The organism is Gilliamella apis, from assembly GCF_030758615.1.
In the GTDB taxonomy this organism is placed as follows: Bacteria; Pseudomonadota; Gammaproteobacteria; order Enterobacterales; family Orbaceae; genus Gilliamella; species Gilliamella apis_A.
In genome coordinates, this window is record NZ_CP132381.1 from 535,589 (window position 1) to 561,464 (window position 25,876).

At 34.6% G+C, this 25,876-nt stretch carries 25 protein-coding genes; 12 read left to right on the top strand and 13 right to left on the bottom strand.

The features are described from left to right. Position 1: 1 nt before the first annotated feature. The 5 genes from RAM17_RS02530 to RAM17_RS02550 all read right to left on the bottom strand — a co-directional run bounded on the left by RAM17_RS02530 (position 2) and on the right by RAM17_RS02550 (position 6,329). The gene (locus RAM17_RS02530; protein WP_110448589.1) at positions 2 to 760 is read right to left on the bottom strand and encodes an IclR family transcriptional regulator; all 759 of its coding nucleotides are present in this window, start codon (positions 758 to 760) and stop codon (positions 2 to 4) included. Between the two features lie 614 nt (positions 761 to 1,374). Continuing rightward, positions 1,375 to 2,151, bottom strand: coding sequence for a class I SAM-dependent methyltransferase (locus tag RAM17_RS02535; protein WP_110448588.1), 777 nt, complete (start codon positions 2,149 to 2,151; stop codon positions 1,375 to 1,377). Between the two features lie 235 nt (positions 2,152 to 2,386). Then, a complete protein-coding gene (ilvD, locus tag RAM17_RS02540; RefSeq protein ID WP_110448587.1) occupies positions 2,387 to 4,099 on the bottom strand; it encodes a dihydroxy-acid dehydratase in 1,713 nt (570 codons plus the stop codon). A 29-nt stretch (positions 4,100 to 4,128) separates the two neighbouring features. Further along, on the bottom strand, positions 4,129 to 5,397 hold the full coding sequence (locus RAM17_RS02545; RefSeq protein WP_110448586.1) for an MFS transporter: 1,269 nt from the start codon (positions 5,395 to 5,397) through the stop codon (positions 4,129 to 4,131). Positions 5,398 to 5,411: 14 nt separating this feature from the next. Further along, positions 5,412 to 6,329: a dihydrodipicolinate synthase family protein gene (locus RAM17_RS02550; RefSeq protein ID WP_110448585.1), complete on the bottom strand. Its 918-nt coding sequence runs from the start codon at positions 6,327 to 6,329 to the stop codon at positions 5,412 to 5,414. A 219-nt stretch (positions 6,330 to 6,548) separates the two neighbouring features. Between RAM17_RS02550 and RAM17_RS02555 the strand changes: the two genes are divergently transcribed. Next, complete coding sequence (locus RAM17_RS02555) at positions 6,549 to 7,691, top strand: iron-containing alcohol dehydrogenase (RefSeq protein WP_110448584.1); 1,143 nt, start codon at positions 6,549 to 6,551, stop codon at positions 7,689 to 7,691. Between the two features lie 56 nt (positions 7,692 to 7,747). On the opposite strand, the gene RAM17_RS02560 is transcribed toward RAM17_RS02555, so the two are convergent. Next, complete coding sequence (locus RAM17_RS02560) at positions 7,748 to 8,497, bottom strand: IclR family transcriptional regulator (RefSeq protein ID WP_086362760.1); 750 nt, start codon at positions 8,495 to 8,497, stop codon at positions 7,748 to 7,750. A gap of 256 nt (positions 8,498 to 8,753) precedes the next feature. On the opposite strand from RAM17_RS02560, the gene pgi reads away from it, so the two are divergent. Continuing rightward, on the top strand, positions 8,754 to 10,403 hold the full coding sequence (pgi, locus tag RAM17_RS02565; RefSeq protein ID WP_306240639.1) for a glucose-6-phosphate isomerase: 1,650 nt from the start codon (positions 8,754 to 8,756) through the stop codon (positions 10,401 to 10,403). 62 nt (positions 10,404 to 10,465) lie between these two features. On the opposite strand, the gene crr is transcribed toward pgi, so the two are convergent. The 4 genes from crr to RAM17_RS02585 form a co-directional block, all read right to left on the bottom strand. Next, positions 10,466 to 10,969 (bottom strand): PTS glucose transporter subunit IIA, encoded by a 504-nt coding sequence (crr, locus tag RAM17_RS02570; RefSeq protein ID WP_065614627.1) that lies wholly within the window; start codon positions 10,967 to 10,969, stop codon positions 10,466 to 10,468. Positions 10,970 to 10,978: 9 nt separating this feature from the next. Next, positions 10,979 to 12,706 carry a phosphoenolpyruvate-protein phosphotransferase PtsI gene (ptsI, locus tag RAM17_RS02575; protein ID WP_086356827.1) on the bottom strand — a complete coding sequence of 576 codons (1,728 nt, stop codon included), beginning with the start codon at positions 12,704 to 12,706 and terminating at the stop codon, positions 10,979 to 10,981. 51 nt (positions 12,707 to 12,757) lie between these two features. Beyond that, positions 12,758 to 13,015 (bottom strand): phosphocarrier protein Hpr, encoded by a 258-nt coding sequence (gene ptsH / locus RAM17_RS02580; protein WP_034901724.1) that lies wholly within the window; start codon positions 13,013 to 13,015, stop codon positions 12,758 to 12,760. Between the two features lie 142 nt (positions 13,016 to 13,157). Then, entirely contained in the window at positions 13,158 to 13,502 is a 345-nt protein-coding gene (locus tag RAM17_RS02585) for a hypothetical protein (RefSeq protein ID WP_034901722.1), read from the bottom strand. 123 nt (positions 13,503 to 13,625) lie between these two features. Between RAM17_RS02585 and RAM17_RS02590 the strand changes: the two genes are divergently transcribed. Further along, positions 13,626 to 14,168: a UPF0149 family protein gene (locus RAM17_RS02590; protein WP_086362765.1), complete on the top strand. Its 543-nt coding sequence runs from the start codon at positions 13,626 to 13,628 to the stop codon at positions 14,166 to 14,168. Between the two features lie 32 nt (positions 14,169 to 14,200). Further along, positions 14,201 to 15,514 (top strand): Xaa-Pro aminopeptidase, encoded by a 1,314-nt coding sequence (gene pepP, locus RAM17_RS02595; protein ID WP_110448582.1) that lies wholly within the window; start codon positions 14,201 to 14,203, stop codon positions 15,512 to 15,514. A 106-nt stretch (positions 15,515 to 15,620) separates the two neighbouring features. Here pepP and RAM17_RS02600 read toward each other — a convergent pair whose 3' ends face one another. Continuing rightward, positions 15,621 to 16,466, bottom strand: a complete 846-nt coding sequence (locus RAM17_RS02600) for a TonB family protein (RefSeq protein WP_110448581.1) — start codon at positions 16,464 to 16,466, stop codon at positions 15,621 to 15,623. Between the two features lie 155 nt (positions 16,467 to 16,621). Between RAM17_RS02600 and ispB the strand changes: the two genes are divergently transcribed. Further along, positions 16,622 to 17,605 (top strand): octaprenyl diphosphate synthase, encoded by a 984-nt coding sequence (gene ispB, locus RAM17_RS02605; protein ID WP_110448580.1) that lies wholly within the window; start codon positions 16,622 to 16,624, stop codon positions 17,603 to 17,605. A 166-nt stretch (positions 17,606 to 17,771) separates the two neighbouring features. Further along, positions 17,772 to 18,644 (top strand): EamA family transporter, encoded by an 873-nt coding sequence (locus tag RAM17_RS02610; RefSeq protein WP_110448579.1) that lies wholly within the window; start codon positions 17,772 to 17,774, stop codon positions 18,642 to 18,644. A 68-nt stretch (positions 18,645 to 18,712) separates the two neighbouring features. Here RAM17_RS02610 and ffh read toward each other — a convergent pair whose 3' ends face one another. Beyond that, positions 18,713 to 20,080: a signal recognition particle protein gene (gene ffh / locus RAM17_RS02615; RefSeq protein WP_110448578.1), complete on the bottom strand. Its 1,368-nt coding sequence runs from the start codon at positions 20,078 to 20,080 to the stop codon at positions 18,713 to 18,715. Between the two features lie 146 nt (positions 20,081 to 20,226). Here ffh and RAM17_RS02620 point away from each other — a divergent pair, with 146 nt between their 5' ends. The 6 genes from RAM17_RS02620 (at position 20,227) to galU (ending at position 24,242) form a co-directional block, all read left to right on the top strand. Continuing rightward, positions 20,227 to 20,610, top strand: coding sequence for a RidA family protein (locus tag RAM17_RS02620; protein ID WP_110448577.1), 384 nt, complete (start codon positions 20,227 to 20,229; stop codon positions 20,608 to 20,610). A gap of 263 nt (positions 20,611 to 20,873) precedes the next feature. Then, positions 20,874 to 22,070: an amino acid aminotransferase gene (locus RAM17_RS02625; protein ID WP_110448576.1), complete on the top strand. Its 1,197-nt coding sequence runs from the start codon at positions 20,874 to 20,876 to the stop codon at positions 22,068 to 22,070. Positions 22,071 to 22,094: 24 nt separating this feature from the next. Then, complete coding sequence (locus tag RAM17_RS02630) at positions 22,095 to 22,244, top strand: entericidin A/B family lipoprotein (protein WP_110448575.1); 150 nt, start codon at positions 22,095 to 22,097, stop codon at positions 22,242 to 22,244. Positions 22,245 to 22,346: 102 nt separating this feature from the next. Further along, positions 22,347 to 22,796 carry a hypothetical protein gene (locus RAM17_RS02635; protein ID WP_110448574.1) on the top strand — a complete coding sequence of 150 codons (450 nt, stop codon included), beginning with the start codon at positions 22,347 to 22,349 and terminating at the stop codon, positions 22,794 to 22,796. 10 nt (positions 22,797 to 22,806) lie between these two features. After that, on the top strand, positions 22,807 to 23,307 hold the full coding sequence (locus tag RAM17_RS02640) for a DUF2569 domain-containing protein (RefSeq protein WP_110448573.1): 501 nt from the start codon (positions 22,807 to 22,809) through the stop codon (positions 23,305 to 23,307). A gap of 20 nt (positions 23,308 to 23,327) precedes the next feature. Beyond that, entirely contained in the window at positions 23,328 to 24,242 is a 915-nt protein-coding gene (gene galU, locus RAM17_RS02645) for a UTP--glucose-1-phosphate uridylyltransferase GalU (protein WP_110448572.1), read from the top strand. A gap of 90 nt (positions 24,243 to 24,332) precedes the next feature. Here the strand turns inward: galU and RAM17_RS02650 are convergent, their stop codons facing one another. Next, entirely contained in the window at positions 24,333 to 25,754 is a 1,422-nt protein-coding gene (locus RAM17_RS02650; RefSeq protein ID WP_110448571.1) for a cation:dicarboxylate symporter family transporter, read from the bottom strand. Between the last annotated feature and the right edge of the window lie 122 nt (positions 25,755 to 25,876).

Consider the following 25,876-nt stretch of genomic DNA (forward strand, 5'->3'; position numbering starts at 1 on the left):
ATTATTCGTACATAAGACAACCCAATTCTTTTGAGATATCTTTTGCACATTCCTTGATTTTAATCGTAATTTCCGGTAATACATGGTCGGTTATTTGAAATGTTGTTCCTACAGCCGATATTGCCGCAGCAATATTATTTTGTGCGTTAAATATAGGTGCCGCTATGCATCTTATATTGATATAATCTTCTTCATTATCAAAACTACAACCTTGTTGACGAATCTTGGCCAATTCAGTATGTAATGAACTAATGGACATAATTGTATTTGCGGTTTTTTGTTCGAAAGAAAGTTGGTTAACGATTTCAGATATTTTTTCGCTAGGTTGGAAAGCTAATAAGCATTTGCCGACGCCAGAACGATAAAGCGATACTTGTTTTCCTACATAAGAACGAACACTGATTGTGCTATGTGATTCACATTTCAAAATATAATAAGCGGTTTTGTTATCTAAAATTCCTAAATGAGTTAACAGCCCGGTATTATTGGTTAATCTGGCAAGATGTTTTTTGGCTATTTCTCTAATATCAAAACAATTTGAAGCAAGCTCACCTAACTCAACTAATTTGATCCATAAAAAATAATCACCATTCTGATCTTGTTTAATAAATTGATATGACTTTAGTTCTTCTAGTAAAAGATAAGCAGAACTTTTAGGTATTTGTAGGCCATTGATTATTTCTGCGGCACTGCATCTACCTTTAGATGAGATAAAGTTAAGTATTTTGATTGTTCTTTGTAAAGCGGGTACTTTAGACATACATTCCTATATATTGTACTTTTATCCTGTATATTGGATGAAGTAGATTGTACTTTCATCAAATATTGGTACAACTATTTAATCGCATTATTGTGAACTTGATCATAAAAAATTTATAATTTACAATTGGTTATTCCTTTATATTGGAATTTTTGGGGTTGTTCCAATATAAAGGAATTTAAAATAGTCTAATTTATAAGATGTCTTAAATTTGAATGTTGTGATTTAAATTGAAATGATGAAATAGTGTGGTTTTAAATTAGAAACGATTTAGTAGTATAAATAAGATAACATGAAAATATTAGTTAGGTGGTATAGACTCCTCAATTATTTTTACAAATAAACTTTATCAATCAAGCAAAGATAATAATTATCTGAAAAAATAATTAACCAATAAGAATATTGATTGATAAAGATTAATACATACCATACTATTGGCAAAAACACTGGTTAAAGGTTAATGTTATTATATCTTTACTCATTTTTGCACGTTTTTATGAGTAGTTTACTCATACTTAAAACTTAATAACATGGTATAGAATCCTCAATTATTTTTACAAATCAAATTCAGTAACTCGAACCTAAGTAATTATATTTCTATGCGAAATATGTTTTTATTGTTTTTCTGCTGCTATTAAGAACATTGGCGTTGAATGATAGTTAATTTGTTCAATTTTATCCCAGACTATCTTTGATATATCGTTTTCAATATGAATATTTTTATAACCAATTGATTGTAAAATCTTCTTATCCCATTCAGGTCTAATTTCTTTACTCAATGGTAGTAATTTGGCGATTCGTTCCATTTCTTGCGTATTGGTTTGTCGATAATGATCTTCAATGCCATAATTCATGGTATTTTGTCTATCCTGCATATATTGTGAATAAAGATCTTTATTAAAAAGAAATAGGTACCAGTTGGCATCAAAATTAAGTAATTTACCTTTAGTACTTAACACTCTAAACCATTCTTGATATGCTAAAGTTGGATTACTCAAATTCCACGTAACATTACGCAATATAATTAAATCAAAACTATTGTCTTCGAATGGTAAGCAATGAACATCGGATAAAACAAAATTAACCTTTACTTGGTATTGTATTGCATTTTTTTTTGCTTGATTTATCATTTCTTCAGTAGCATCTACAGCAGTTACTTCATGTCCGGCTAAAGCTAACGTGATAGCTAAAAAGCCGGGCCCAGCGCCTATATCTAATACACGTAGTTTTTCTTTTTGTGGTGCATGATGCATAATTAACTTTTGCCAGATAATTCTTTTTTCAGTTGCTAGTTCATCTTGATTGGTTTGGCTGTACTCTTTTGCTCGGTTTGCCCAATAAATGATAAGATCCCTTAAAATATTATCATCAATATTATTCGCTAATATCACTTAATCTTCTCGCTTTTTATTTTGAATTTTTAATTCTGAGGTAGGTGGTATATAGTTATTAATATTACTTAATAGCATAATACTCTTTACATTACTCTATAGACAAGTTATTTAGGATTGATATTTGGAGCATTATTGAATGATCATTAAGAATGAACAGATAGATTATATTTATTTTTAATAAATGATTTAAAGTGCCACTAATGTTGTTAGATGGCACTTTAGATTTAATTTATTATTCTATATATGCCCCAGCCATTAATGATTTAGCTCTTTCTGTATATTGTTTAAATACACCTTTTCGTTTGGAATAATCTGGCGGTGTCCATTTTTCTTTCCGTTTAGCAAATATTTCAGCAATTTCTTGTGCTGATTTGCTCTCGCCATTTATGCCAATGATATTGAGTTTTCTTGCATGCACATCAATTTCGACAATATCATTATCTTCAACAAGTGCGATTGGACCACCATCGGCAGCTTCTGGTGATACATGTCCTATGCATGGTCCATGTGTTGCCCCAGAAAAACGGCCATCAGTAACTAATGCTACACTGCCATTAAGTCGTTTATCAAAGACAATCGCATCAGTAGTCATTAACATTTCTGGGGCACCTGAACCTTTTGGTCCTTCATAACGAATGAAAATAACATCACCAGGATTAACTTTATTATTAATAATGGCCTCTTGAGCAGCTTCTTCAGAATTATAAACTTTGGCTGGTCCAGTATGTTTATGCATATCAGGACTACAAGCTGTATATTTTATAACTGCACCATCTGGAGCTATATTACCTTTTAAAACAGCGATAGATCCCATTTTTTCTTTGTTAGGATTTCGAATTAAATCATTTCGTTCTAATTTGTAATTATGCAAATAGCCTAAATTACGGTCAAAGAAACCAGTTTGTTGCATCATTTCCAAATTATCACCTAAAGACTGCCCAGTAACTGTCATTACATCAAGATCGAGTAAATCCTTAATCATCCATTGAACCATTGGAATACCGCCGGCAAACCATAATAGTTCTGTTACGTATTTTCCACTTGGTTGTACATTGGTAAGGTATGGTACGGTATTATTAATGCGATCAAATACATCTGCGGTTAATTCAAATCCTGATGCATGTGCAATTGCTGGTAGGTGAATAAGCGCATTTGTACTACCACTGATAGCAGCGTGTACTTTAATGGCATTTTCAAATGCTGCTGGTGTGAGTATTTTTCGTGATGTTATTCCTTCTTTGGCTAGATACATGGCATGATGTCCAGCAGATCTGGCCATCCTACGAATTTCGGACATTGTCGATGGTGCTAATGCACTTCCAGGTAATGCTAGGCCAAGTGCTTCTGACATACATTGCATTGTACTTGCGGTACCCATGAATTGACATGCTCCAGCGGTAGGGCAACCACACCTTTGTAAGGTTTGAATCTGTCTTATATCAATTTCACCTTTTTTATATTGTGCTGTGGCACCACCTAAATCAGATGTTGTCATATTAGGTGCCGGGCGCATTGAACCACCTGGCACATGAACTAATGGTATATCAAGTCGTGCTGCTGCAATTAAGTGAGCAGGTACTGATTTATCACAGCTAGAAATAAGTACGGCTGCATCATATGGTATGACAGAGCCATGGATTTCAACCATATTAGCAATCGCTTCCCTTGAGGCTAATATATAATTCATGCCATCATGACCTTGTCCCCAGCCATCACAAATATCTGTAACATGACTACGTACTGAACGACCGCCTCGTTCATGCACGCCAAGAACAACTTCATAACCTAAACTATCAAGATGATAACTACCAGGGTGACTTTCGCCAAAACAGTCATCAATCAGGACTTGAGGTTTTTCCGTATCTTCAACGGTATAATTCATTCCCATTCGTAATGCATCTAATTGTGACCATAGATCCCTGGCAAATTTACATTTTTGTTGCATAATATCCTCCAATGCATTTTTAAATTTTATTATTTTGTTGGTTTTGCTGTTATTGCTGGTAAAGTGAACAATAAAATGATTGCAATGATTAATGCGCCAACCAAGGTATATAATCCTGCATTTTTACTTACTGTAACGGTTAATAAACCAACAAGGTACGGTCCAATAAATCCTCCTAAATTGCCTAGAGCATTGATTGTTCCTCGGACGCCACCTAAAACATTTGATGGGAATAATAATGGTGGTAAAGTCCAAAATGGCCCTGCGTATGCTTGTAGGAAAAAGCCACATAGAACCATCATTCCATATGCAAGCCATGTGTTGTTTTCTAATAATATTGATAAAGTTAAACAGATAGCGAAACCAATCATTGGAATTGCGGTATATAATCTACGATTCATGGTTTGGTCACATAATTTAGCAATATAATATTGCCCAAAAATGCAAAGAATGTATGGTGCTGCAGTTAAAAGGCCGACAATAGACATACCACTTCCAGTTAATTGTTTAATTAACATTGGCATCCAAAGTGCAAAACCATAGAAACCAATTTGGAAGAAGAAATAGATAGCAACAAGTTTCCATAAGTTGATACTGCTTAATACTGTTTTTACACTCGCTTTATCATCTAATTTTATAAGTGCTTTATCTTCTTCAAACTGTTGATTTAACCAATTTAATTCTCTTTGATCGAGCCATTTAGCTTGATGAGGGTAGTCAGAAACTAGAGGCATCCAAACGAAGAGCAATGCTAAAGATATAATTCCTTCAATTATAAACATTTCTCTCCATCCCCAAGCTTCAATTAACCAGCCAGATAGAGGACCTGTAATAATAGAAGCAGCAGCTAAATTCATTTGGAAAAATGCAATTGCTCTCGCTCTTTCATGGTTAGGGAACCAATGACCAATGAGTGCTAAAATAGCTGGATAAACGCCACCTTCAGCGACACCGAGGATAAAGCGTATAATAAGTAGTTGAATAGGATCTCGAACAAACCCTGTGATGGCAGCAAAGCCCCCCCAAACAACAATTGTCCATGCAATAAATTTTTTTGCGCTATAGCGTTCAGCAATTTGACCGCCAGGTATTTGTAAAAAGATATAACCAATAAAAAATATCCCTGCGACGAGCCCAGCAAAGGATGCGGTCATGCCCAAATCTTTATTCATTCCTCCGGCAATACCAATAGCTATATTGGTTCTGTCCATATATGCCACTATATAGACAAGAATAGTGGCCGGAATTATATGTTTCCAACGACCTTTGGGAATTGTTTTATCTTCAATATTATTCATATGGATGTCTCCAATTATTTATTTTTAATAGGTATTTGAGCTGACTTTAAAACTTGAAGTAATAAGTCTTTTTTATGTTTTGGTAGCTTTTCTACTGGAGCTAAAACTTCCGTCGAAATATCGACGCCAGAAAGTTTTATTGCTTGTTTGATTACGCCAAAGAAAGGTGATTCAATGGCATAGACAGGCATTAATTTTGCAAGTTGACGTTGTAATTTGAATGCTTTTTCATAATCTTTTTTAATGAAAGCTTTATAAATTCCTTTAGTAATTTTGGGTGCAAAATTAAAGGTTGCAGGAATACCACCGTGGCCGCCAAGAATAAGGGTGTCTAACATATATTCATCAAAGCCACTGAAAATGATAAAATCTGGACGGAAGGCGTGAACTCTGTTGATGACTTCTCGGGTATGGCTGATATTATCAATAGTATCTTTCAAACCAATAATATTTGGCAAATCCTTTGCCAGTCTTGTAATAACATCAATACCTATATCTTGACCGGTTAATGCCGGAAAATTGTAAAGTAGAACAGGGATATCGATATTTTCAGCAACAGTTTTATAATGGTTATAAATCGCATCACTATTTAATAAAGCATAATAAGGATTAACAACTAAAACTGCATCAGCACCAATTTGGGCTGCATGTTTGCCATATTGAATCGTCTCAGCAGTGCTTGGGCTTGATATGCCAAGCATAACTGGAATACGTTTATTGATATAATTTACTGCGAATTCAGCAACTTCATATCGCAACTTAGGCGGCATATGGCAGAACTCACCACCACTACCTAGAATCAAAACACCATCAGCTTCGTTATCGATTAGATGATCTAATAATTTGCCCATTCCTTTTTTATCTAGTTCCCCTTTTTTATTAACGATAGTAGGGACTGGAGGGAATATACCTTTAAATTTTTCTAAATTCATTTTTTCTCCTTGTTCATAATGCGGAACATTATTTCTTACACGGGAACAGATTATTGGTAAAAAAATTTAGAATTGCAATGTATTAATTCAAAAGAAAATTAATTTTGTGATCATCCTCTCATTGTCGAAAATATTTTTTTTGGTAATTAATTTTTTCCGTATAATGAAATTTAGTTCTTTTTGTGGGAATTTTTGAATATTATTAATTAAGAGGTAAATATGATTTATTACATTCCGCCGGTTAATTTATTAGGTAAAGGATGCTTATCTGAGTTAGGTGTACCAGTTAAAAAACTTAATTGTCAGAAAGCATTTGTTGTTAGTGATAAGTTTTTAGTGGGCAATGGTACTGTAGATAGAGTAGTAGATATCTTAGCAAAAGAGGGCATTGAATCGGTTATTTTTTACGATGTAAAACCGAATCCAACCGTTGCTAATGTTGAAAATGCACTAAAATTATGTCAAGAATCTAACTGTGATTTTATTGTCTCTATTGGTGGTGGATCACCTCAGGACTGTGGTAAAGCAGTTGCTGTGTTAGCGACAAATGGCGGTAAAATTACTGACTATGAAGGGATGCATAAAAGTAAACATAAATGCTTACCAATTGTGGCAATAGCAACAACAGCCGGTACCTCTGCTGAGGTGACGATCAACTATGTTATTACCGATGAAAGTAGACATGTAAAAATGATTATGGTTGATCCGAATACATTGGCGTCAATAACGGTTAGTGATCCTGATTTAATGATCTCAAAACCAGCCAATTTAACTGCGGCAACAGGTATGGATGCATTAACTCATGCTATTGAAGCTGTAGTGGCTAAAGGCGCGATGGATGTTACTGATTCAACCGCATTATATGCGATTGGTCAAACCTTTAAATATTTAGCTCGAGCGGTTAAAAATGGTAACGATATCGAAGCAAGAGAACAGATGAGTTATGCCTGTTTTTTAAATGGGATTGCATTTAGTAATGCCGGTCTGGGTAATGTTCATGCTATGGCTCATCAACTAGGTGGTCTTTATGATTTACCTCATGGGGTATGTAATGCAATGTTATTATCGGTAGTTGAAGAAGAAAATGCTAAACATGCGCCAGAAAAATTTAGAGTTATCGCAGAAACAATCGGATTAGAGACTAAAAATAAAACGGATCAAGAGTGTGTTGATTATGTGATAAAACGAATTAAAGATTTGGCACAAGAGGTAGGTATTCCTAAATCTTTAAAAGAAATTGGTGTTGATAATCCAGATTTTGAATTATTGGCTGAAAATTCGATGAAAGATGCTTGTGCCGGAGCAAATCCAGTATTTTTTGATAAACAAAAATTGATTGAGTTATTTAAGAAAATAGCTTAACAGCTAATTTATCCAATGAGTTAAAATAATATTGAATCATAGTGATTCAATATTATTTAAAACTTATCCGTCAATTTTTGGCATGCATCACGTACTAATTGTGAATATTTATCAATTTTATCCACAGGTAGTTGAAAAAGAACACCCGAAATACTAATAGCGGCGATGGGTTCGTTATTTTTATTGAAGATTGGTGCAGCGATACAATGAACACCTTGAACATCTTCCTGATTATCATAAGCCCAACCTTGAGACCTAATTTTTGCAAGCTCTTTTTTTAACTGTTTCTTGCTGGTTATTGTTGTGTCGGTATATTTGATTAATTTGTCTTCGGGAATAAGTTGATCAATTTTTTCGTCTGGTAACCAAGCTATTAATGCTTTACCAATACCAGAGCTATGTAAAGGCAATTTTTTACCAATCCAAGTACGAATACCAATAGCCTGATCATTTTCAATTTTAGCAATGTAAACAGAATAAAGACCGTCAAGAACACCTAAATGGCAGGTCAAGTTGGTTTTATCTCTCAGTTTAATCATTAATGGTTCGGCTATTTTAGTGATATCAAACTGTTCTAAGGATTTATCTCCCCATTCATGTAATTTTAACCCAAGATAATACTTATTTTGATCTTGTCGCAAAATACCATGCATAACTAAGGCATTTAATAGTGTTGATGTACTGCTTTTAGGTAAATTGAGATCCTGAAATATTTGACTAAAAGTAGCCCCTCGGTGATTATCTAAATAATCACAAATACGGACAATTTTATCTAATGCTGGTACAAGTGTCTGAATATTTGGCATGAAATATCCTAATATAATAATGTAAGAAATATATTTATTTTATTGATACTAATTGTTTAGAAAAACATTTTTTGAACGGTTTAGTGTATTAAGTGTCTTATCTTTAACATTATATTCAAGTTACTTGATAAGGAAAAGAAAATAACTTTTATTATTTCCCTGTTTAGTGTATTTAAATCGATAAATCCTTATCTTGCATCATGTTAGGCATAGTTATATTATGAGTAGCAATGCTATATTATTTAAGGAATGAGTTATGTTAAAATCAATAGATCCAACCTCTACATCTTCTTGGAAATCCCTTCAAGCTAGTTATCAAAAACATCATAATAAAACTATAGCCGAAATATTAAAAGACGAGCCCAAGCGCGTCGAAAAACTGAGTATTCCGTTTGAGGATGAGTTTTTGGTTGATTTTTCAAAAAACCGTTTAACGCAAGAAACATTAGAAATTCTTTATCAGCTTGTGGATGAGTGTGATTTAGGTGGCGCAATTAAAGCGATGTATAGTGGTGAAAAAATTAATCGCACAGAAGATCGAGCCGTGTTACACGTTGCACTTCGTAATGTATCTAATACTCCAATTTATGTTGATGGCAAAAATGTCATGGATGATGTCAATGCAGTGCTTGCTAAGATGGAGTCCTTTAGTAAAAAAGTGATTAGCGGTGAATGGAAAGGTTATACCGGCAAGGCTATCACCGATGTTGTTAATATCGGCATTGGTGGTTCAGATTTAGGCCCTCACATGATTACTGAAGCTCTTCGACCTTATAAAAACCATTTAACGATGCACTTTGTATCTAATGTTGATGGCACTCATATTGTAGAAGCATTAAAAGATCTTAATCCAGAAACAACACTCTTTTTAGTTGCGTCGAAAACTTTTACAACTCAAGAAACGATGACTAATGCTCAAACTGCCCGTCAATGGTTACTTGATGCAGCTAAAGATGATAAAGCAGTAGCACTGCATTTTGTTGCATTATCAACTAATACTAAAGAAGTGGAAAAGTTTGGTATTGATACTGCTAATATGTTTGAATTTTGGGATTGGGTTGGTGGTCGCTATTCGTCTTGGTCGGCAATTGGTTTATCAATCGTTCTTTCCATTGGCTTTGAAAACTTTAAACAGTTTTTAGCAGGTGGCCATGCAATGGATAAACACTTCCAAACAGCGCCGGTTGAGAAAAATATTCCAACATTACTTGCGTTAATTGGTCTTTGGTACAATAACTTCTGTGGCGCAGAAACTGAAGCAATTTTACCTTATGATCAATATATGCATCGTTTTGCTGCTTATTTCCAACAAGGTAATATGGAATCAAATGGTAAAAGCGTTGATCGTAATGGTAATAAAACGACTTATACTACTGGACCTATTATTTGGGGTGAGCCTGGTACTAATGGCCAACATGCCTTCTATCAATTGATTCATCAAGGTACTAAACTGATTCCTTGTGATTTTATTGCACCAGCAATTAGCCATAATCCGGTTGGAGATCATCATCCTAAATTACTTTCAAATTTCTTTGCACAAACTGAAGCTTTAGCTTTTGGTAAAACCGAACAACAGGTAGAACAAGAATTCCTTGCGGCTGGTAAAAGCCTTGATGAAGTTAAATCTATTATTCCTTTTAAAGTTTTTGCTGGTAATAAGCCAACCAACTCTATTTTAGTCAAAAAAATCACACCTTATGCATTAGGTGCATTAGTTGCTATGTATGAACACAAAATCTTCACGCAAGGTGTTATTCTTAATATCTTTAGTTTTGATCAATGGGGGGTTGAACTCGGTAAACAGCTAGCTGGTCGTATTTTACCTGAATTAGCCGATGATAAACCTGTAAGTTCTCATGATGATTCAACTAACAACTTAATCAATCAATACAAGAAATGGCGTTAGAGCGGGTTCTACCGTAGATAGAAAAAACCTTCAGTTTTAACTGAAGGTTTTTTTATAGATGATTATTTTTTAACACGCATAATTGGCGTTTTACCTGCTTCAACAGAACCAGTTAGTTTGGTTAGTTCAACTACTGTTTCCATATTTGAAATTACAACAGGAGTTAAAACTGATTTGGCTTTACTTTCAAGTAAAGGTAGATCAATTTCAATGATGGTATCGCCAATTTTAACTTGTTGTCCTTCTTCAGCAACACGAGTAAAACCTTCTCCTTTTAGTTCAACGGTATCTATACCAAAATGAACAAAAAGTTCAATACCTTCATCTGACTCAATCGCAAAAGCATGATTGGTTTCAAAAATTTTGCCAATTTTACCATTTAATGGTGCGACAATTTTGTTGCCAGATGGTTTAATTGCAACGCCATCACCAACGATTTTTTCAGCAAAAACAACATCAGGAACATCTTCGATTTTAACGATCTCTCCACTAAGAGGTGCAATAATTTCAATGCTATTTTTGTTATCGTCAGAGACAAACTGTTTTATTTTATCAAATAGACCCATTATGGCCTCCTAACAAATTTGCTTTTCAGCAGTATATTTTTCAATTAAATCAGTTATTTCTTTAGCGGTTGCTTTTTCTAGTGCAGTTTCAGCAAATTTTTTCGCTTCTTCGTAATTGGTATTACGAATTAATTTTTTGATTTTAGGAATTGATACAGCACTCATACTAAACTCATCAAGTCCCATACCTAATAATAGGATAGTTGCTCTTTCATCACCAGCAAGTTCACCACACATTCCTGTCCATTTGCCTTCTTTATGAGAAGCATCAATGACATTTTTAATTAATGTTAACACTGATGGTGAAAACGGATTATAAAGATGTGAGATAAGCTCATTACCACGGTCAACAGCAAGTGTATATTGGGTTAAATCGTTAGTACCAATACTGAAGAAGTCAACTTCTTTAGCTAAGTGACGAGCAATAACTGCTGCTGCAGGTGTTTCGATCATAACACCAATTTCAATTTCTTTATCAAACGCTTTACCTTCGGCGGTTAATTGTTCTTTAAGAATGTTGATTTCAGATTTTAAGATACGAATTTCTTCAACTGAAATAATCATTGGGAACATGATACGTAATTTACCAAAGGCTGAAGCACGTAGAATTGCGCGTAATTGTGCATGTAATATCTCTTTACGATCTAAACAGATACGGATTGCACGCCAACCTAAGAATGGGTTTTCTTCTTTTGGTAAATGCATATAAGGTACATCTTTGTCACCACCAATATCCATGGTACGAACAATAATTGATAAGCCATTAGTTGATTCGGCAACTTCTTTATATGCTTTGAATTGTTCTTCTTCATTAGGATACGCATCACGATCCATAAATAAGAACTCAGTACGATAAAGGCCAACACCTTCATAGCCATTGCGATCCGCACCGGCAATATCACGTACCGTACCGATATTGGCACAAATTTCCACTTGGTGACCATCAAGAGTTACCGCAGGTAAATCTTTTAATTTTGCTAATTCTTCTTTGTCAGCAATATATTTTGTTTGAACTTGTTTTAATTTTTCTTCAGTTGTGTGATCAGGATTAATATAGATTGCATTGTTAATCGCATCTAAAATAACAAAATCACCTTGTTTGATTGCTTGTGTTGCATTAGATGTACCAACAATTGCTGGAATTTCTAATGAACGAGCCATGATTGAGGTATGTGACGTACGGCCACCTGCATCAGTGATAAAGCCTAATACCATATCTAAATTTAATTGTGCAGTTTCTGATGGTGTTAAATCAGTTGCAACTAGGATACATGGTTGGCTAATAGCACTTAAATCAACAATTTCAATACCGAGAATGTTTTTCAATAGACGTTTGCCAATATCACGGATATCTGCAGCACGTTCTTTTAAATATTCGTCATCTAAGTTTTCTAACTCTTTTGCTTGCGTTTCAAATACAGATTGAACGGCAGCATCAGCACTTGAGTGTTTACTTTGGATACGAGAGATAACTTCTTGTTCAAGATCTTCATCTTCAAGAAGCATTATGTGACCTTCAAAAATGGCAGCTTTATCTTCACCTAATGTGGTCTTTGCTCTCTCCATAATAGCATTTAGCTGTTCGCTTGATTTTTGACGCGCTTCTTTAAAGCGCTCGATTTCAGCGTCAATTTTGTTATCAAGAATTTGCCTATTATTAATTACAATAGGTTCTTCTTTTAATAATAGCGCTTTTGCAAAAGCGATACCTGGGGAAACAAGTATACCTGATACCATAACATTTAATCCTTATTCAATATTAAAACCGTTCAATAATAATTGGGAGTATTATTCCAATTCAGGAATTAATTTTACTAAATGAGTTACTGCTTCTTTTTCATCTTCACCTTCGGCTGAAATAGTAATCGTTGTGCCTTGAGTTAAGCCTAATGTTTGTAATTTGAATAAGCTTTTAGCGCTAGCACTTTTTCCGTTTGATGTGACAGTAATTTCAGCATTAAAGTTTTTTGCTTCTTTTACAAATTGCGCAGCAGGGCGAGTATGAAGGCCATTCGATGCAGTAATGGTTACATCTTGTTTGTACATAATTATTTTACTCCCAAAAATATGTTTTTTCAGACGACAATATAAATAAAAACAGCGTGAAAGGCTAGTAAGATTTCACTGTTCTTTAACAATTCGTCTAATTTTGATGGTGATAAATCAACCAAGTTCGCCGATATTATTGTTAATATCGGTAAATTCGAGTGATTTTATCACGACATTTTTTAAATTCTACCTGCCCGTGAATTCCTCGTTTGATATTTTCAAACACAACTTCTTCACTACCATCAAGTTGTGAAGCTCGGATCTCTTCGTGGCAAAAAGATTCAAATTTTTCAAGCTCTTGTTCGCTGTTGCCTAAATGATAATTTTTAGGTAAATCTTGGCTAGTTATAGAGGTATTTGTTTGATTCTGTACATTAAGAACAATCACGCCTTTATTGGGCACCCATGAACTACATGCAGTTAATGACATAACAAAGAATAAAAATAGCGAGGGCAATGCTACGATCAATCTAAAAATGTTCAAAATATTTCCTTTATAAAGCACAATAACCTGTTTATTATTTATAGCTAGGCATAAATTATATACTATTAATCCGTGAAAGTGCAGGGGTGTGTTTTTACGGTATTTAAGACTAAGGTGGATTTAATGACTAATAGCAATAATTACAATGAGCTTAATCGCCAACTTATCCAAAATAAAATCGGCATGACAGCGGCTGAATTACATGGTTTTTTATCAGGTATTTTAGCAGGAGGTAATCATGATGAAAGCTGGAAAATTTTAACTAAGGATATGTTAAATGATGGGCAAAGCATTGCTGAACCTTTAAACAAAGAAATTGAAAAATTATATCATTCAACTAAACAACAACTTATTGATGAAGATTTTGAATTTCAATTGTTACTCGGCGATCAAGATCTATTTACTCAGATTGATGATTTAGTCGGTTGGGTTAATCATTTTTTATTAGGAATTGGTTTGGTTCAACCTAAAATTAATCGTGTTAAAGGTGATGTTGGTGAGGCAATATACGACCTGAGACAAATCGTTAAATTGGGTTATGATGAAAATGAAGATCAGCAAGAGTTAGGCTTTGCATTTGAAGAAATTAAAGAATACGTTCGGATTACGGCGATGCTTTGTTTTGATGAATTTAACGAATCTGATATAACCCCAACTATTCATTAATATTAGTATCATTGATTTTTAAGGTGCAAGTTATGGTAGATATGCATAGCAAAACAGAACTTTTAGCGCGACGAAATAAATTATTGGCACAAATGGAGCCAAATAGCATCGCTTTGTTTTTTGCTTCACCAGAGGTTACGCGAAGCAATGATACTCACTATCCTTATCGGCAAGATAGTGATTTTTGGTATTTTACTTTTTTTGCTGAGCCAGAAGCGCTATTGGCGGTGATAAAGGAGTCTGATAATCAAGCTCGTTACGTATTATTTAACCGTAAAAAGGATCCTTTAGCGGAAACATGGACCGGATATCGATTAGGTCAGCAGGCAGCATTAGAAAAAATTTGCGTAGATGAAGCTTATCTTTTTGATGATATTAATAATCTTTTGCCAAATTTATTGAATGGTAAAAAGGTTATTTATCATGCTGACCAGTTATACGAATATGCTGATGAAATAGTTAAAACAACATTACATAATTTAAGGCAAGGTGTTCGCAACAAATTTGTTGTCCCAAATATAATGATTGATTGGCGATCTATTGTTCATGAAATGCGTATGTTTAAATCGGATTTCGAAATGGCTATATTGCGCGAAGCTTGTGAAATAAGTGCTAAGGCACATATTCGCGCAATGCAAAAGTGTCAGCCTAGTTTGTATGAATATCAGTTAGAAGCGGAAATTTTACATGAATTTGCTTGGTATGGTGCTCGTTCGCCATCTTATAACACTATTGTTGGTGGGGGAAATAATGGTTGTATATTGCATTATGAAAATAATAGCGACCAATTGAAAGATGGCGATTTAGTCTTAATTGATGCTGGTTGTGAATATCAGTATTATGCTGGGGATATCACCCGTACATTTCCTATAAACGGTAAATTTAATCAGTCACAACGTGAAATATATGACATTGTGTTAACGGCACAATACGCGGCAATCAAATTATTACAACCAGGTACTTCAATATCAATAGTAAACCAACAAATTATTCGAATTATGGTTGAAGGTTTAGTTAAACTTGGCATTATGCAGGGCGATATCGAGACGTTAATTGCAAATAAAGCTTACATGACATTTTATATGCATGGTTTAGGACATTGGTTAGGTATTGATGTGCATGATGTCGGTAGCGATCGTGATCGCATCCTTGCTCCAGGCATGGTGTTAACGGTTGAACCAGGGCTCTATATTAATCAAGAAGCCGATGTTCCTGAACGTTATAAAAGCATTGGCATCCGTATAGAGGATAATATTTTAATTACTGATTCAGGCAATGAAGTTTTAACCGCAATGGTGCCTAAAGATCCTCAACAAATTGAACAATTAATGCAAATCAATCAATAGACTTATGATCAAGTAAGGTGCTAATCAATAATTTAAGATTAGCGCCATTAAGTTTTATTTCAAATAAATACTATTGAATGATAGTTATGGATTGATAAATGTCAGTTTAGTTATTACCTAAACTAATTGAACTATCGCGATTAAAGATAATCTTCATTTTGATATTTTTACCAGCAATTGGTTTGTATTTCCATGTTTTCATTGCCGTGATCACTGCGCGATTAAAAATATTATTGGGTTGAGCTTCAATAATTCTAATATTTTCAACACGTCCTTCACTATTTACATCAAACATGACAATAACATGACCTTCTAAGCGCATGTCTAGTGCTCTTCTTGGATATTCTGGGCGATTTCGGCTAATCGGTGTTGGATTACCCGAATATTGCTGATTATCAGAAATTTTAGGTGCTACTGACGTTTTGGCAGTATTATCACTAATTGCTTCTTGTCTAACTTGTTGCCGAGAGGCTTTTTGTGTTGGTGGTTTTTTCTTTTTTGGTTTCGGTTTTGGTTCTGGTTTTACTATTGTTGGTTTATCAGGTTCAACAGTAGGTTTTTCGGGTTCTTTTTCCGGTGTAGGATCAGGTGTTTCTTCTTTAACGATTTCAGGCTCAACAACAGGTTCAACGGGTTGTTCTTCAATAGGTTTATTATCTATGATTTCACTGTTTTCTGCGCCTTGAATATCAGGTGTATTTTCAACTAATGATTGTTCAGGGGCTGCTAATTGAGTAAGATCAACCATTACGGCTTTAATTGAATCATCACCTTCATCAACCATGATGTTATTTGCAAACAACGCTGAGCTAAATAATAATCCTAATAAAAGTAGATGTGATATCACAGCAACAGATACAAATACATATATATAATTATCCTGTTGCTTGTTAGCAATAGGTGATTGTGGCTCTTTTTCTGTATTGATATCTATATCAAAATTGATCTTCATAGCAGTAATAATTTATCCCTTAGGGCGTGTATTCTAAATGAAAATGCTTATCATTTGTAGCATTTTTTTAAATATGATTTATCAATAACTTGTTGCATAAAAATATTTATCAGATAATAGTAAGTAAATATCTCTCATTTGTAGCGGTTAGACTGATGAATAATCCATCGATAAAACAGATACTCGATCTAGTTCAAGAAGATTTAGTGAAGGTTAATCAGGCAATACAAGCAGAGCTTAGCTCTGATGTTGTATTAATCAATCAATTAGGCAATTACATTATTAGTAGTGGCGGTAAACGTATTCGTCCAATCATTGCGCTACTTATTGCTAAAGCACTGAATTATCAGGGTGATAAACATATTATAACGGCTGCTTTTATTGAATTTATTCATACTGCAACCTTATTGCATGATGATGTTGTTGATGAGTCAGATTTACGCCGAGGCAAATCAACAGCTAATGCATTATTTGGTAATGCTGCTAGTGTTTTGGTCGGTGATTATATTTATACTCGTTCTTTTCAAATGATGGTTCGTACCGAATCATTTAAAGTATTACAAATTATGTCTGAGGCCACGAATGTTATCGCAGAAGGTGAAGTCCAACAACTACTTAATTGTAATGATCCAGATATTACTAAAGAACAGTATCTACAAGTCATATATCGTAAAACAGCAAGACTATTTGAAGCGACATCTCATTCCGCTGCAGTCCTTGCTGAAGCGACCCCAGAACAAGAATTTGCCTTACAAGAATATGGAAAATATTTAGGAACTGCTTTTCAAATTATTGATGACTTATTAGATTATAGTGCCGATAGTAATCAAAAATTGGGTAAAAATTTAGGTGATGATCTTAATGAGGGTAAACCGACATTACCACTACTACATGCAATGCATCATGCTAATGCACAGGATGCGGCTTTAATCCGGCAAGCAATTGAACAAGGAAATGGCCGCCATTTATTAGATCATGTTTTAGCGGTGATGAAGTCATGCGGATCGCTTGAATTTACTTTAGAAACAGCCCAGCAAGAGGCAAATAAAGCGTTTAATGTGATTTCAATTTTACCAGATTCTCCTTATAAAAAAGCACTACAAGATCTGGCATTGTTATCAGTAAAAAGGGAAAACTAACAGTGATGTTTATTTGATAATTTTAAATACATTAGTTATACAATTTGTTTAATTAATATTGTTTTTTACCATTGATGGTGAATATTTCAAATTGAATTTTATTATGTTATGTAAATAGGTTGTACCCTTTTTATAACAATCCCATTGTTCAAATAAGGTTATTATCATGTTCAAAAGGTCTTGGCCGGTTTTTTTAATTTTCGTATCGATGATTTCTGTGCAATCAAGCGCTTCATTTGCTAAATATTTATTCCCAGTACTTGGTCCAGAAGCAATGACTGCTTGGCGTTTATTTTTTTCCGCTATTTTATTGGTCATAATCTTTAAACCTTGGCGTAAAACGATTTCTAAACCAGCAATTAAATATATTATTTTATATGGTATTGCCATGGGATGCATGAATTTATCTTTTTATAATGCTATCTCTCGTATTCCTTTAGGTATTGCTGTCGCAATTGAATTGACGGGGCCAATTATGGTCGCTATGTTTTCCGGTCGACGATTAACCGATTTTATTTGGTTAGCTATTGCCATAATTGGATTAGTTATGTTGTTGCCTATTCATCAAGCAGCCAGTGATTTAGATCCGATAGGTCTTTTACTTGCTTTAGGTGCTGGAGGCTGTTGGGCTGGTTATATTCTTTTTGGTCGTAAGGCAGGCGAAATATATGGTGCACCAAGTGTTGCACTCGGCTCGATTGTTGCTTCAGTATTACTCTTTCCTATTGGGGTATGGCAAAGTGGTAGCACAATGTTTTCCTTGGACATTTTACCATTAGCTTTCATGGTTTCACTGTTAGCATCAGCGATTCCTTATGGTCTTGATATGGTCGCATTACCGCGTTTACCAGCCCAAACTTTTAGTACCTTAATGAGTTTGTCGCCAGTATTTGCGGCATTTTCGGGATTAATTGTTTTACATGAACAGTTAACACATTACCAGTGGTTAGCTATTATGTTTATTATTGTTTCTTCGATTGGTACGGTATTAACTATGCATCGACCAAGTAAAATTAAAGTGCTAAATCGAGAAGATTGAGTGTATTGAGTTACTATCGCGTGTTTGGGCGCGATAGTAATTAAGTGAAAGAGAAGTAAAGTTAACTTTTATCGAGGCGGAAAACCCATGCCTCCGCCCATTAAGCCTTTCATTTGACGCATCATCTTCATCATGCCACCACCTTTCATTTTTTTCATCATTTTTTGCATATCTTCAAACTGTTTAAGTAGTTTGTTAACATCTTGTACTTGTGTTCCGGATCCATTTGCAATACGGCGTTTGCGTGATCCTTTGATGATTTCAGGATTTGCTCGCTCTTTTAATGTCATAGAGCCAATTATTGCTTCCATCTTGATGGTGATTTTGTCATCCATTTGCGCTTTAATATGATCTGGTAGTTGACCTACACCTGGTAATTTAGCCAGCATGGCCCCCATTCCACCCATATTACGCATCTGTTTAAGCTGATCTTGGAAATCATTAAAGTCAAATTTATCGCCTTTTTTTAACTTTTTCGCGATTTTTTCCGCTTTTTCACGATCAACATTACTCTGCAATTCTTCAATTAAGGAGAGAACATCTCCCATGCCTAAAATGCGCGAAGCAATGCGGTCAGGGTAAAAAGGCTCTAATGCATCCGTTTTTTCCCCCATCCCTAAAAACTTAATTGGTTTGCCAGTGATATGGCGGATTGATAATGCTGCACCACCACGAGCATCACCATCAACTTTAGTTAAAATGACACCGGTTAGTGGTAAGGCATCATTAAATGCTTTAGCTGTATTGGCGGCATCTTGTCCGGTCATTGCATCGACAACAAATAGTGTTTCAATTGGATTGATTGCATCATGTAGTGCTTTGATTTCATCCATCATGTCGCTATCAACATGCAATCGACCAGCGGTATCGACAATCAGTACATCAAAAAATTGTAATTTCGCATGTGAAATTGCTTTATTAACAATATCAACCGGTTTTTGATTGATATCTGATGGGAAGCACTCGACATCAATTGTTTTAGCAAGTGTTTCTAATTGTTTTATCGCTGCGGGTCGATAAACATCGGCAGAAACAACTAATACTTTCTTTTTTTGTTTTTCTTTTAAAAATTTTGCTAGTTTTGCAACGCTAGTTGTTTTACCTGCACCTTGTAAACCAGCCATTAGCATTACCGCTGGAGGCTGAGTAGCTAAGTTAAGTGAACTATTAACTTCACCCATTGCTGCAGTCAGTTCAGCTTGAACGATTTTTATAAACTCTTGGCCTGGGGTTAGTGTTTTATTTACGTCTAAACCGACGGCTTTTTGTTTAACTTGGTTAATAAATTCCCGTACTACAGGTAGGGCAACATCAGCTTCAAGTAATGCCATTCTGACATCACGCAGCGCATCTTTGATATTATCTTCAGACAGACGTCCACGACCACTAATATTGCGGAATGTCTGTGATAAACGGTCAGTTAAATTCTCAAACATACTAACTCTCAACAAATTAAAAAAATTATCACCTATCATATCAGAAAATTTGCAGAAGTCCCATGATCATAAATTTGTTATGGCTTGACACAAAATTGTGTTCCTGTTGAAATGAGAGTCATAATAAATAAAGGAGAAAGTTATCTATGGTGAAAGTAGTTAATACCGATAAAGCCCCTGCAGCTATTGGTCCTTATGTACAAGGTGTCGATTTGGGTAATATGTTATTTGCATCAGGTCAAATCCCAATTAATCCAGCAACTGGTGAGATGCCAACTTGCGTGAAAGAACAAGCTAAGCAAAGTTTAGCTAATGTTAAAGCAATTATTACTGAGGCGGGTTATCAAGTTAAAAATATCGTTAAAACAACTATTTTTTTAGCTGATATGAATGATTTTGCTGATGTTAATAGTGTCTATGAAGAATTTTTTACCGAAAATCAAGCAAGCTTTCCAGCTCGTTCTTGTGTGCAAGTAGCTCGAATTCCGAAAGATGCTAAAGTTGAAATAGAAGTTATTGCTGTTAAATAAGTTTGCCAAAATCATTAGCACCAATAGTGCTAATGAAGCAAAAAAGTTGAGGGAAGTTTTTTTGCGGCTTTTCTTGCTAAATTTTCCTATTTTTTGTCATCAGTTATGATGCTTTTCTATCTGGATCAGGCTGTTAAACACTCGATTTTATTTGCCTAAAATTATTTATATTTAAACTGTTATTTAGTGATTGATTGCTAATTGAGTTGGTGCAATAATCTACAATTATACATTGCTATTTATTGGTTAATTAGGTTGGAAAAATGTTTGAAAAAGTAGAGTCGTATGCTGGTGACCCAATTTTGTCATTAGTCGCAGAATTTAATAATGATAGCCGTCAGGATAAGACCAATTTAAGTATTGGATATTATTATGATGAAAACAGTGAGGTTCCGCAGTTATCATGTGTTAAAACGGCCCGTGATTATATTTATCAACATCAACAAGGCGCACAACTTTATTTGCCAATGAGTGGTTTACCTAGTTATTGCCAAGCGATCCAATCACTGCTTTTTGGTGAAGATAATTCTGCTATTCAAGCTAAACGTATTGCAACTATTCAAACGTTAGGTGGGTCAGGTGCCCTGAAAGTTGGTGCTGATTTTCTTTATCACTATTTTCCGAATTCTCAAGTATGGGTGAGTGATCCAACTTGGGAAAATCATATTGCTATTTTTAGTGGTGCAGGCTTTAAAGTAAATAAATATCCTTATTTTGACCCAACAACTTGTGGTGTAAAATTTGACGCTATGCTTGATACATTAAATAGCTTACCGGCTAAAAGTATCGTGCTATTACATCCTTGTTGTCATAATCCTACTGGTGTCGATTTAACACAGCCGCAGTGGGATAAAGTGATTGAAGTTTTACAAAATCGTGATCTTATCCCATTTATGGATATTGCTTATCAAGGTTTTGGTGAAAGTATCGAAAATGATAGTTATGCAATCAAAAAAGTCGCTGAGAAAGGATTATGTGGTTTGATCAGTAATTCTTTTTCTAAAACTTTTTCACTGTATGGAGAACGGGTAGGTGGATTATCCGTATTATGTGATGATAGCCAAGCAGCAAATTGTGTATTTGGTCAGTTACAAGCAACAGTTCGTCGTAACTATTCCAGCCCAGCTGCGTATGGAGCGCAATTGGTCTCATATGTATTAAATAATACGGAACTTAAAGCTTTATGGCTTAATGAAGTTCAAACCATGCGCAACCGTATTGTAACCATGCGTTCAACCTTAGTCGATTTATTAAAAACAGCAGCACCGGCACAAAATTTTGATTATTTGGTTAAACAAAGAGGTATGTTTAGCTATACAGGTTTTTCTAAAGAGCAAGTCACACAGCTAAAAGATGATTTCGCCGTTTATTTGGTGGGCAGCGGAAGAATGTGTGTGGCGGGATTAAATCACCATAATATACATCGTGTAGCAGAAGCATTTGCCACAATAAAATCATAATGTGACTAACTAGAGGAGAATCACATGTTACGTAAAGTATTTATTTTAATAGTAAGTATTGCGATGACAACAATGGTAGTTGGTTGTAACACGTTTAAAGGTGTCGGTAAAGATGTTCAATCTGGCGGTAAAGCAATTACGAATACGGCTGAAAATGTTAGTGAAAAGATGTAAATAGTGGCTGGAGTTACTTATAAATATTTTATAAATAAACAATAAATGAAGTATCGTATTTTTAATATTTTCTTTATATTTTTACTTGTAGGGTGTAGTTCGTTGAATTTTCGAACTGCACCTTTAACAATGGAAAATTGCCAGTATCAAAATCGTTCAGGTATTGAATTCAAGTTAAACCAACTTGAAAGCAATGTTTCAACATATCCCCATATTTACCTTTCTCAAAGTCGAGCTAGTCGTCATTTAACAACTAACTATGTCGGTTTAAAAGGCAAATTAACTGGTCAAATTTTTGTACGAGATTATCCGAAAGAGACATTTTGGCGAAGTCCTAATATATTTGAACGAGCATCAATGTATGATGACGGTTATGATGATTTGTATATTAGTCGTAAACAGAAGGAATCTCGTGATCGTAAGGCAAAATTTGTAGTAAAAGAAGCGGTATTAGAAAACTGTCAGATTATCTATATTTCCATTGATTCTTTAGCTAAAGATAGAGATAATCCTTCATTAATCGAATCTGCGGATTTATCTATTATTAAATAAGGATATTTATATGACTGATAACTCACCCCTTAGAGGATTAGGTGGCTGGCTTATTGTTGTTGCAATAAGATTAATTTTGAGTTGTATCAGTAATATATTTTTGATTATTTATATAAGCATTATCTTTATAAGATTGGCTAATTTTACTAATTCAAATTCCATTTTTTATAGTGAAAATCTTAACTGGATTTATCCATTAGAAATTGGTATGAATTTGATTCTTATTTTTTTTAATATCTACTTACTTTATCTTTTTTTCACTAAAAATTATAAATTTCCATCTTTGATGATTTGTTTTGAACTGTTAGTTATTGGATTGATGCTTTTAGATCAGTTTATTACTCATCAATTTACCACATTTAAAATTGAAAGCCGTGATTTGTTTAATATAGCCAAAAACATTATTTTGAGCGTTATTTGTATTTCTTATATGTTAAAATCTGAAAGAGTTTATAACACGTTTGTTAATGGGCGTCGTAGAGTGGAAAGTAATAACAATATTATTAGTTAATATATTTTTAAGGAACTAAAATGTCATCAAATTTTGAACCATCTTTAAAGGGCAAAGTTAAGAAAGCCGTAATTCCAGTCGCAGGCCTTGGCACGAGAATGTTGCCTGCAACCAAAGCGATTCCTAAAGAGATGTTACCCGTGGTGGATAAACCACTTATACAATATGTTGTTAAAGAGTGTATTGCAGCAGGAATAACTGAGATTATTTTTGTGACACATTCTTCTAAAAATTCGATTGAAAACCATTTTGATACTAGCTTCGAGCTTGAAGCTATGTTAGAAGCGCGAGTTAAACGTCAACTCTTGCAAGAAGTGCAAGGAATACTACCAAAACATGTTACTATCACAAGTGTTCGCCAAGGTTTAGCCAAAGGGCTTGGTCATGCGGTACTTTGTGCTTATCCTTTAGTTGGTGATGAACCTTTTGCTGTTGTGTTACCGGATGTGATTATCGATGAGTATGAAAGTGATCTTACTCAAGATAATTTAGCGGCGATGATTCATAATTATCATGAGACTAAACATAGCCAAATTATGGTTGAGCCGGTACCAAAAGAACTTGTTTCATCTTATGGTATTGTTGACTGCCGTGGTGAAGAGTTATCTGCAGGTAATGTAACACAAATGTATAGTGTAGTTGAAAAACCGTCAATTGAAGAAGCACCATCTAATCAATCTGTGGTAGGCCGTTATGTATTGTCTGAAAAAATTTGGCCTTTATTAGCCAAAACACCATTAGGTGCTGGTGGTGAAATTCAATTAACTGACGCAATTGCGATGTTACTTGCAGAAGATCCTGTTGATGCGTATTGCATTAAAGGCCGAAGCCATGATTGTGGTAATAAATTAGGTTATGTCCAAACTTTTGTACAATATGCAATGCGTCATAAAAGTTTAGGCGATGATGTTAAAGCGTGGTTAAAAACGATTTAATTTTTGGCCTAATCAACTGATATAAAAAAGACGCCAATTGGCGTCTTTTTGCTATTTGTTTAGAATATATCGAAAGTGTAATTTTTATCATTAAACTTCTGACTGCTCATTATCCAAGGTCACATTAGGATCGTTATAGATATCCATATTCATTAATCCAACTTCATGATCGGTTGCAATTGCTGCTGTCATTGCACCGGATACATTGGCTAAGGTTCTGGCCATATCAATGATTGGATCAACGGCTAGCACCATGCCGATTAAAGGGAAGTATTCTGCCATTCCCATGCCTGATAGTACAACGGTTGCGGCAACTGTTGCAGTACCCGGGATACCGGCGATACCAATTGAACCTATAACGACCACAATTACTAGCATAATATAAAATTGGATATCAGTATTAATGCCTACCATATGGGCAACCATTACGGCAAGCAGTGCAGGGAAAAATCCAGCACAACCATTCATTCCCATTGTACTACCCAATGATCCCACTAGATTAGCAGTACCAGTATTTACCCCCATTCTGACGGTCAATGTTGATATTGTCATAGGTAATGTACCGACTGATGAGCGGCTGGTAAAAGCCAGTAACCATGTACCAAGTGCTTTTTTAATAAATGTGATTGGTGAAATACCATGTACCATCACAATCACGATATGTACTGCAAGCATTAATATGGTAGCAAGGTAAATTGCTAATACAAAGCTTGATACTTCGACTATTGCAGGAATACCATTGGAAATAATGGTGCGAGCAAGTAAGGCAATTACTGCATAAGGCATATATTTGATGACCGTCATGGCAATTGACATGATAATTTTATAAAGTGCTTCAATAAAGGTTTTAAACAGGGCAATAGGGTGTGGATTCTTTTTTTCCATGCGATTAGCTGCAAGTCCCATTAATGCCGAAAAGATGACTAAACCAACAATATTCTCTTTTACCATGGAAGCAATGATGTTACTAGGGATAAGATTGACGAATGTATCAATGATATTGGTATATTGTTTTGCAACAGCGGTTTTGGCTGAGGTTGAACTTAGTTCACCTAATGATAATACATTAGCCAAGATAATCCCAATAATACAAGCAATGGCTGTAGTGAATAGTAGCCAAAAAATACCTCTGAATGCGATTTGTGGTAAATTTTCTTTACCAGAAAAATCAATAATCACTTTTACAATTGAGACGAAAATCAGAGGAATAACTAGCATGCGAATAAAGGCTATAAAGGCTCGGCCGAATAAACCATACCATGTTGCGATTTCTTGCATCCAAATTGTTGAGCTATTTGGAAAACCTGCAGAGGCTTGAATACCTAAACCCAGTACGGCACCAAGTACTAAGCCAACTAGCATACGAATAGAAAAATTAACTTTTTTGGTTTGCAGTGGTCGCATTATCGCAAAAAAGCAAAACAGCAATAAGCCAATGCCTATTAAGGTTTGATAATGGGTGATAGATAAGAACTTTTCAAAAAAAATCCCCTGAAAAATGGCATCTGACATGGTTTACCCCCAGCTTTTGGATAAAATTGAATTAATTATGTAATGATCTATTGTGGTAGGATTAATAAATTATTAACCCTACCACATATTTTTAATGTTAATAACTTAACATATTGTAAATA

Excerpts from the sequence above, each read along its gene's own strand:
- RAM17_RS02530 (WP_110448589.1), bottom strand. The coding sequence starts at position 760 with ATGTCTAAAGTACCCGCTTTACAAAGAACAATCAAAATACTTAACTTT.
- ilvD (WP_110448587.1), bottom strand. The coding sequence starts at position 4,099 with ATGCAACAAAAATGTAAATTTGCCAGGGATCTATGGTCACAATTAGAT.
- RAM17_RS02545 (WP_110448586.1), bottom strand. The coding sequence starts at position 5,397 with ATGAATAATATTGAAGATAAAACAATTCCCAAAGGTCGTTGGAAACAT.
- RAM17_RS02550 (WP_110448585.1), bottom strand. The coding sequence starts at position 6,329 with ATGAATTTAGAAAAATTTAAAGGTATATTCCCTCCAGTCCCTACTATC.
- RAM17_RS02555 (WP_110448584.1), top strand. The coding sequence starts at position 6,549 with ATGATTTATTACATTCCGCCGGTTAATTTATTAGGTAAAGGATGCTTA.
- RAM17_RS02560 (WP_086362760.1), bottom strand. The coding sequence starts at position 8,497 with ATGCCAAATATTCAGACACTTGTACCAGCATTAGATAAAATTGTCCGT.
- pgi (WP_306240639.1), top strand. The coding sequence starts at position 8,754 with ATGTTAAAATCAATAGATCCAACCTCTACATCTTCTTGGAAATCCCTT.
- crr (WP_065614627.1), bottom strand. The coding sequence starts at position 10,969 with ATGGGTCTATTTGATAAAATAAAACAGTTTGTCTCTGACGATAACAAA.
- ptsI (WP_086356827.1), bottom strand. The coding sequence starts at position 12,706 with ATGGTATCAGGTATACTTGTTTCCCCAGGTATCGCTTTTGCAAAAGCG.
- ptsH (WP_034901724.1), bottom strand. The coding sequence starts at position 13,015 with ATGTACAAACAAGATGTAACCATTACTGCATCGAATGGCCTTCATACT.
- RAM17_RS02590 (WP_086362765.1), top strand. The coding sequence starts at position 13,626 with ATGACTAATAGCAATAATTACAATGAGCTTAATCGCCAACTTATCCAA.
- pepP (WP_110448582.1), top strand. The coding sequence starts at position 14,201 with ATGGTAGATATGCATAGCAAAACAGAACTTTTAGCGCGACGAAATAAA.
- RAM17_RS02600 (WP_110448581.1), bottom strand. The coding sequence starts at position 16,466 with ATGAAGATCAATTTTGATATAGATATCAATACAGAAAAAGAGCCACAA.
- ispB (WP_110448580.1), top strand. The coding sequence starts at position 16,622 with ATGAATAATCCATCGATAAAACAGATACTCGATCTAGTTCAAGAAGAT.
- RAM17_RS02610 (WP_110448579.1), top strand. The coding sequence starts at position 17,772 with ATGTTCAAAAGGTCTTGGCCGGTTTTTTTAATTTTCGTATCGATGATT.
- ffh (WP_110448578.1), bottom strand. The coding sequence starts at position 20,080 with ATGTTTGAGAATTTAACTGACCGTTTATCACAGACATTCCGCAATATT.
- RAM17_RS02620 (WP_110448577.1), top strand. The coding sequence starts at position 20,227 with ATGGTGAAAGTAGTTAATACCGATAAAGCCCCTGCAGCTATTGGTCCT.
- RAM17_RS02625 (WP_110448576.1), top strand. The coding sequence starts at position 20,874 with ATGTTTGAAAAAGTAGAGTCGTATGCTGGTGACCCAATTTTGTCATTA.
- RAM17_RS02630 (WP_110448575.1), top strand. The coding sequence starts at position 22,095 with ATGTTACGTAAAGTATTTATTTTAATAGTAAGTATTGCGATGACAACA.
- RAM17_RS02640 (WP_110448573.1), top strand. The coding sequence starts at position 22,807 with ATGACTGATAACTCACCCCTTAGAGGATTAGGTGGCTGGCTTATTGTT.
- galU (WP_110448572.1), top strand. The coding sequence starts at position 23,328 with ATGTCATCAAATTTTGAACCATCTTTAAAGGGCAAAGTTAAGAAAGCC.
- RAM17_RS02650 (WP_110448571.1), bottom strand. The coding sequence starts at position 25,754 with ATGTCAGATGCCATTTTTCAGGGGATTTTTTTTGAAAAGTTCTTATCT.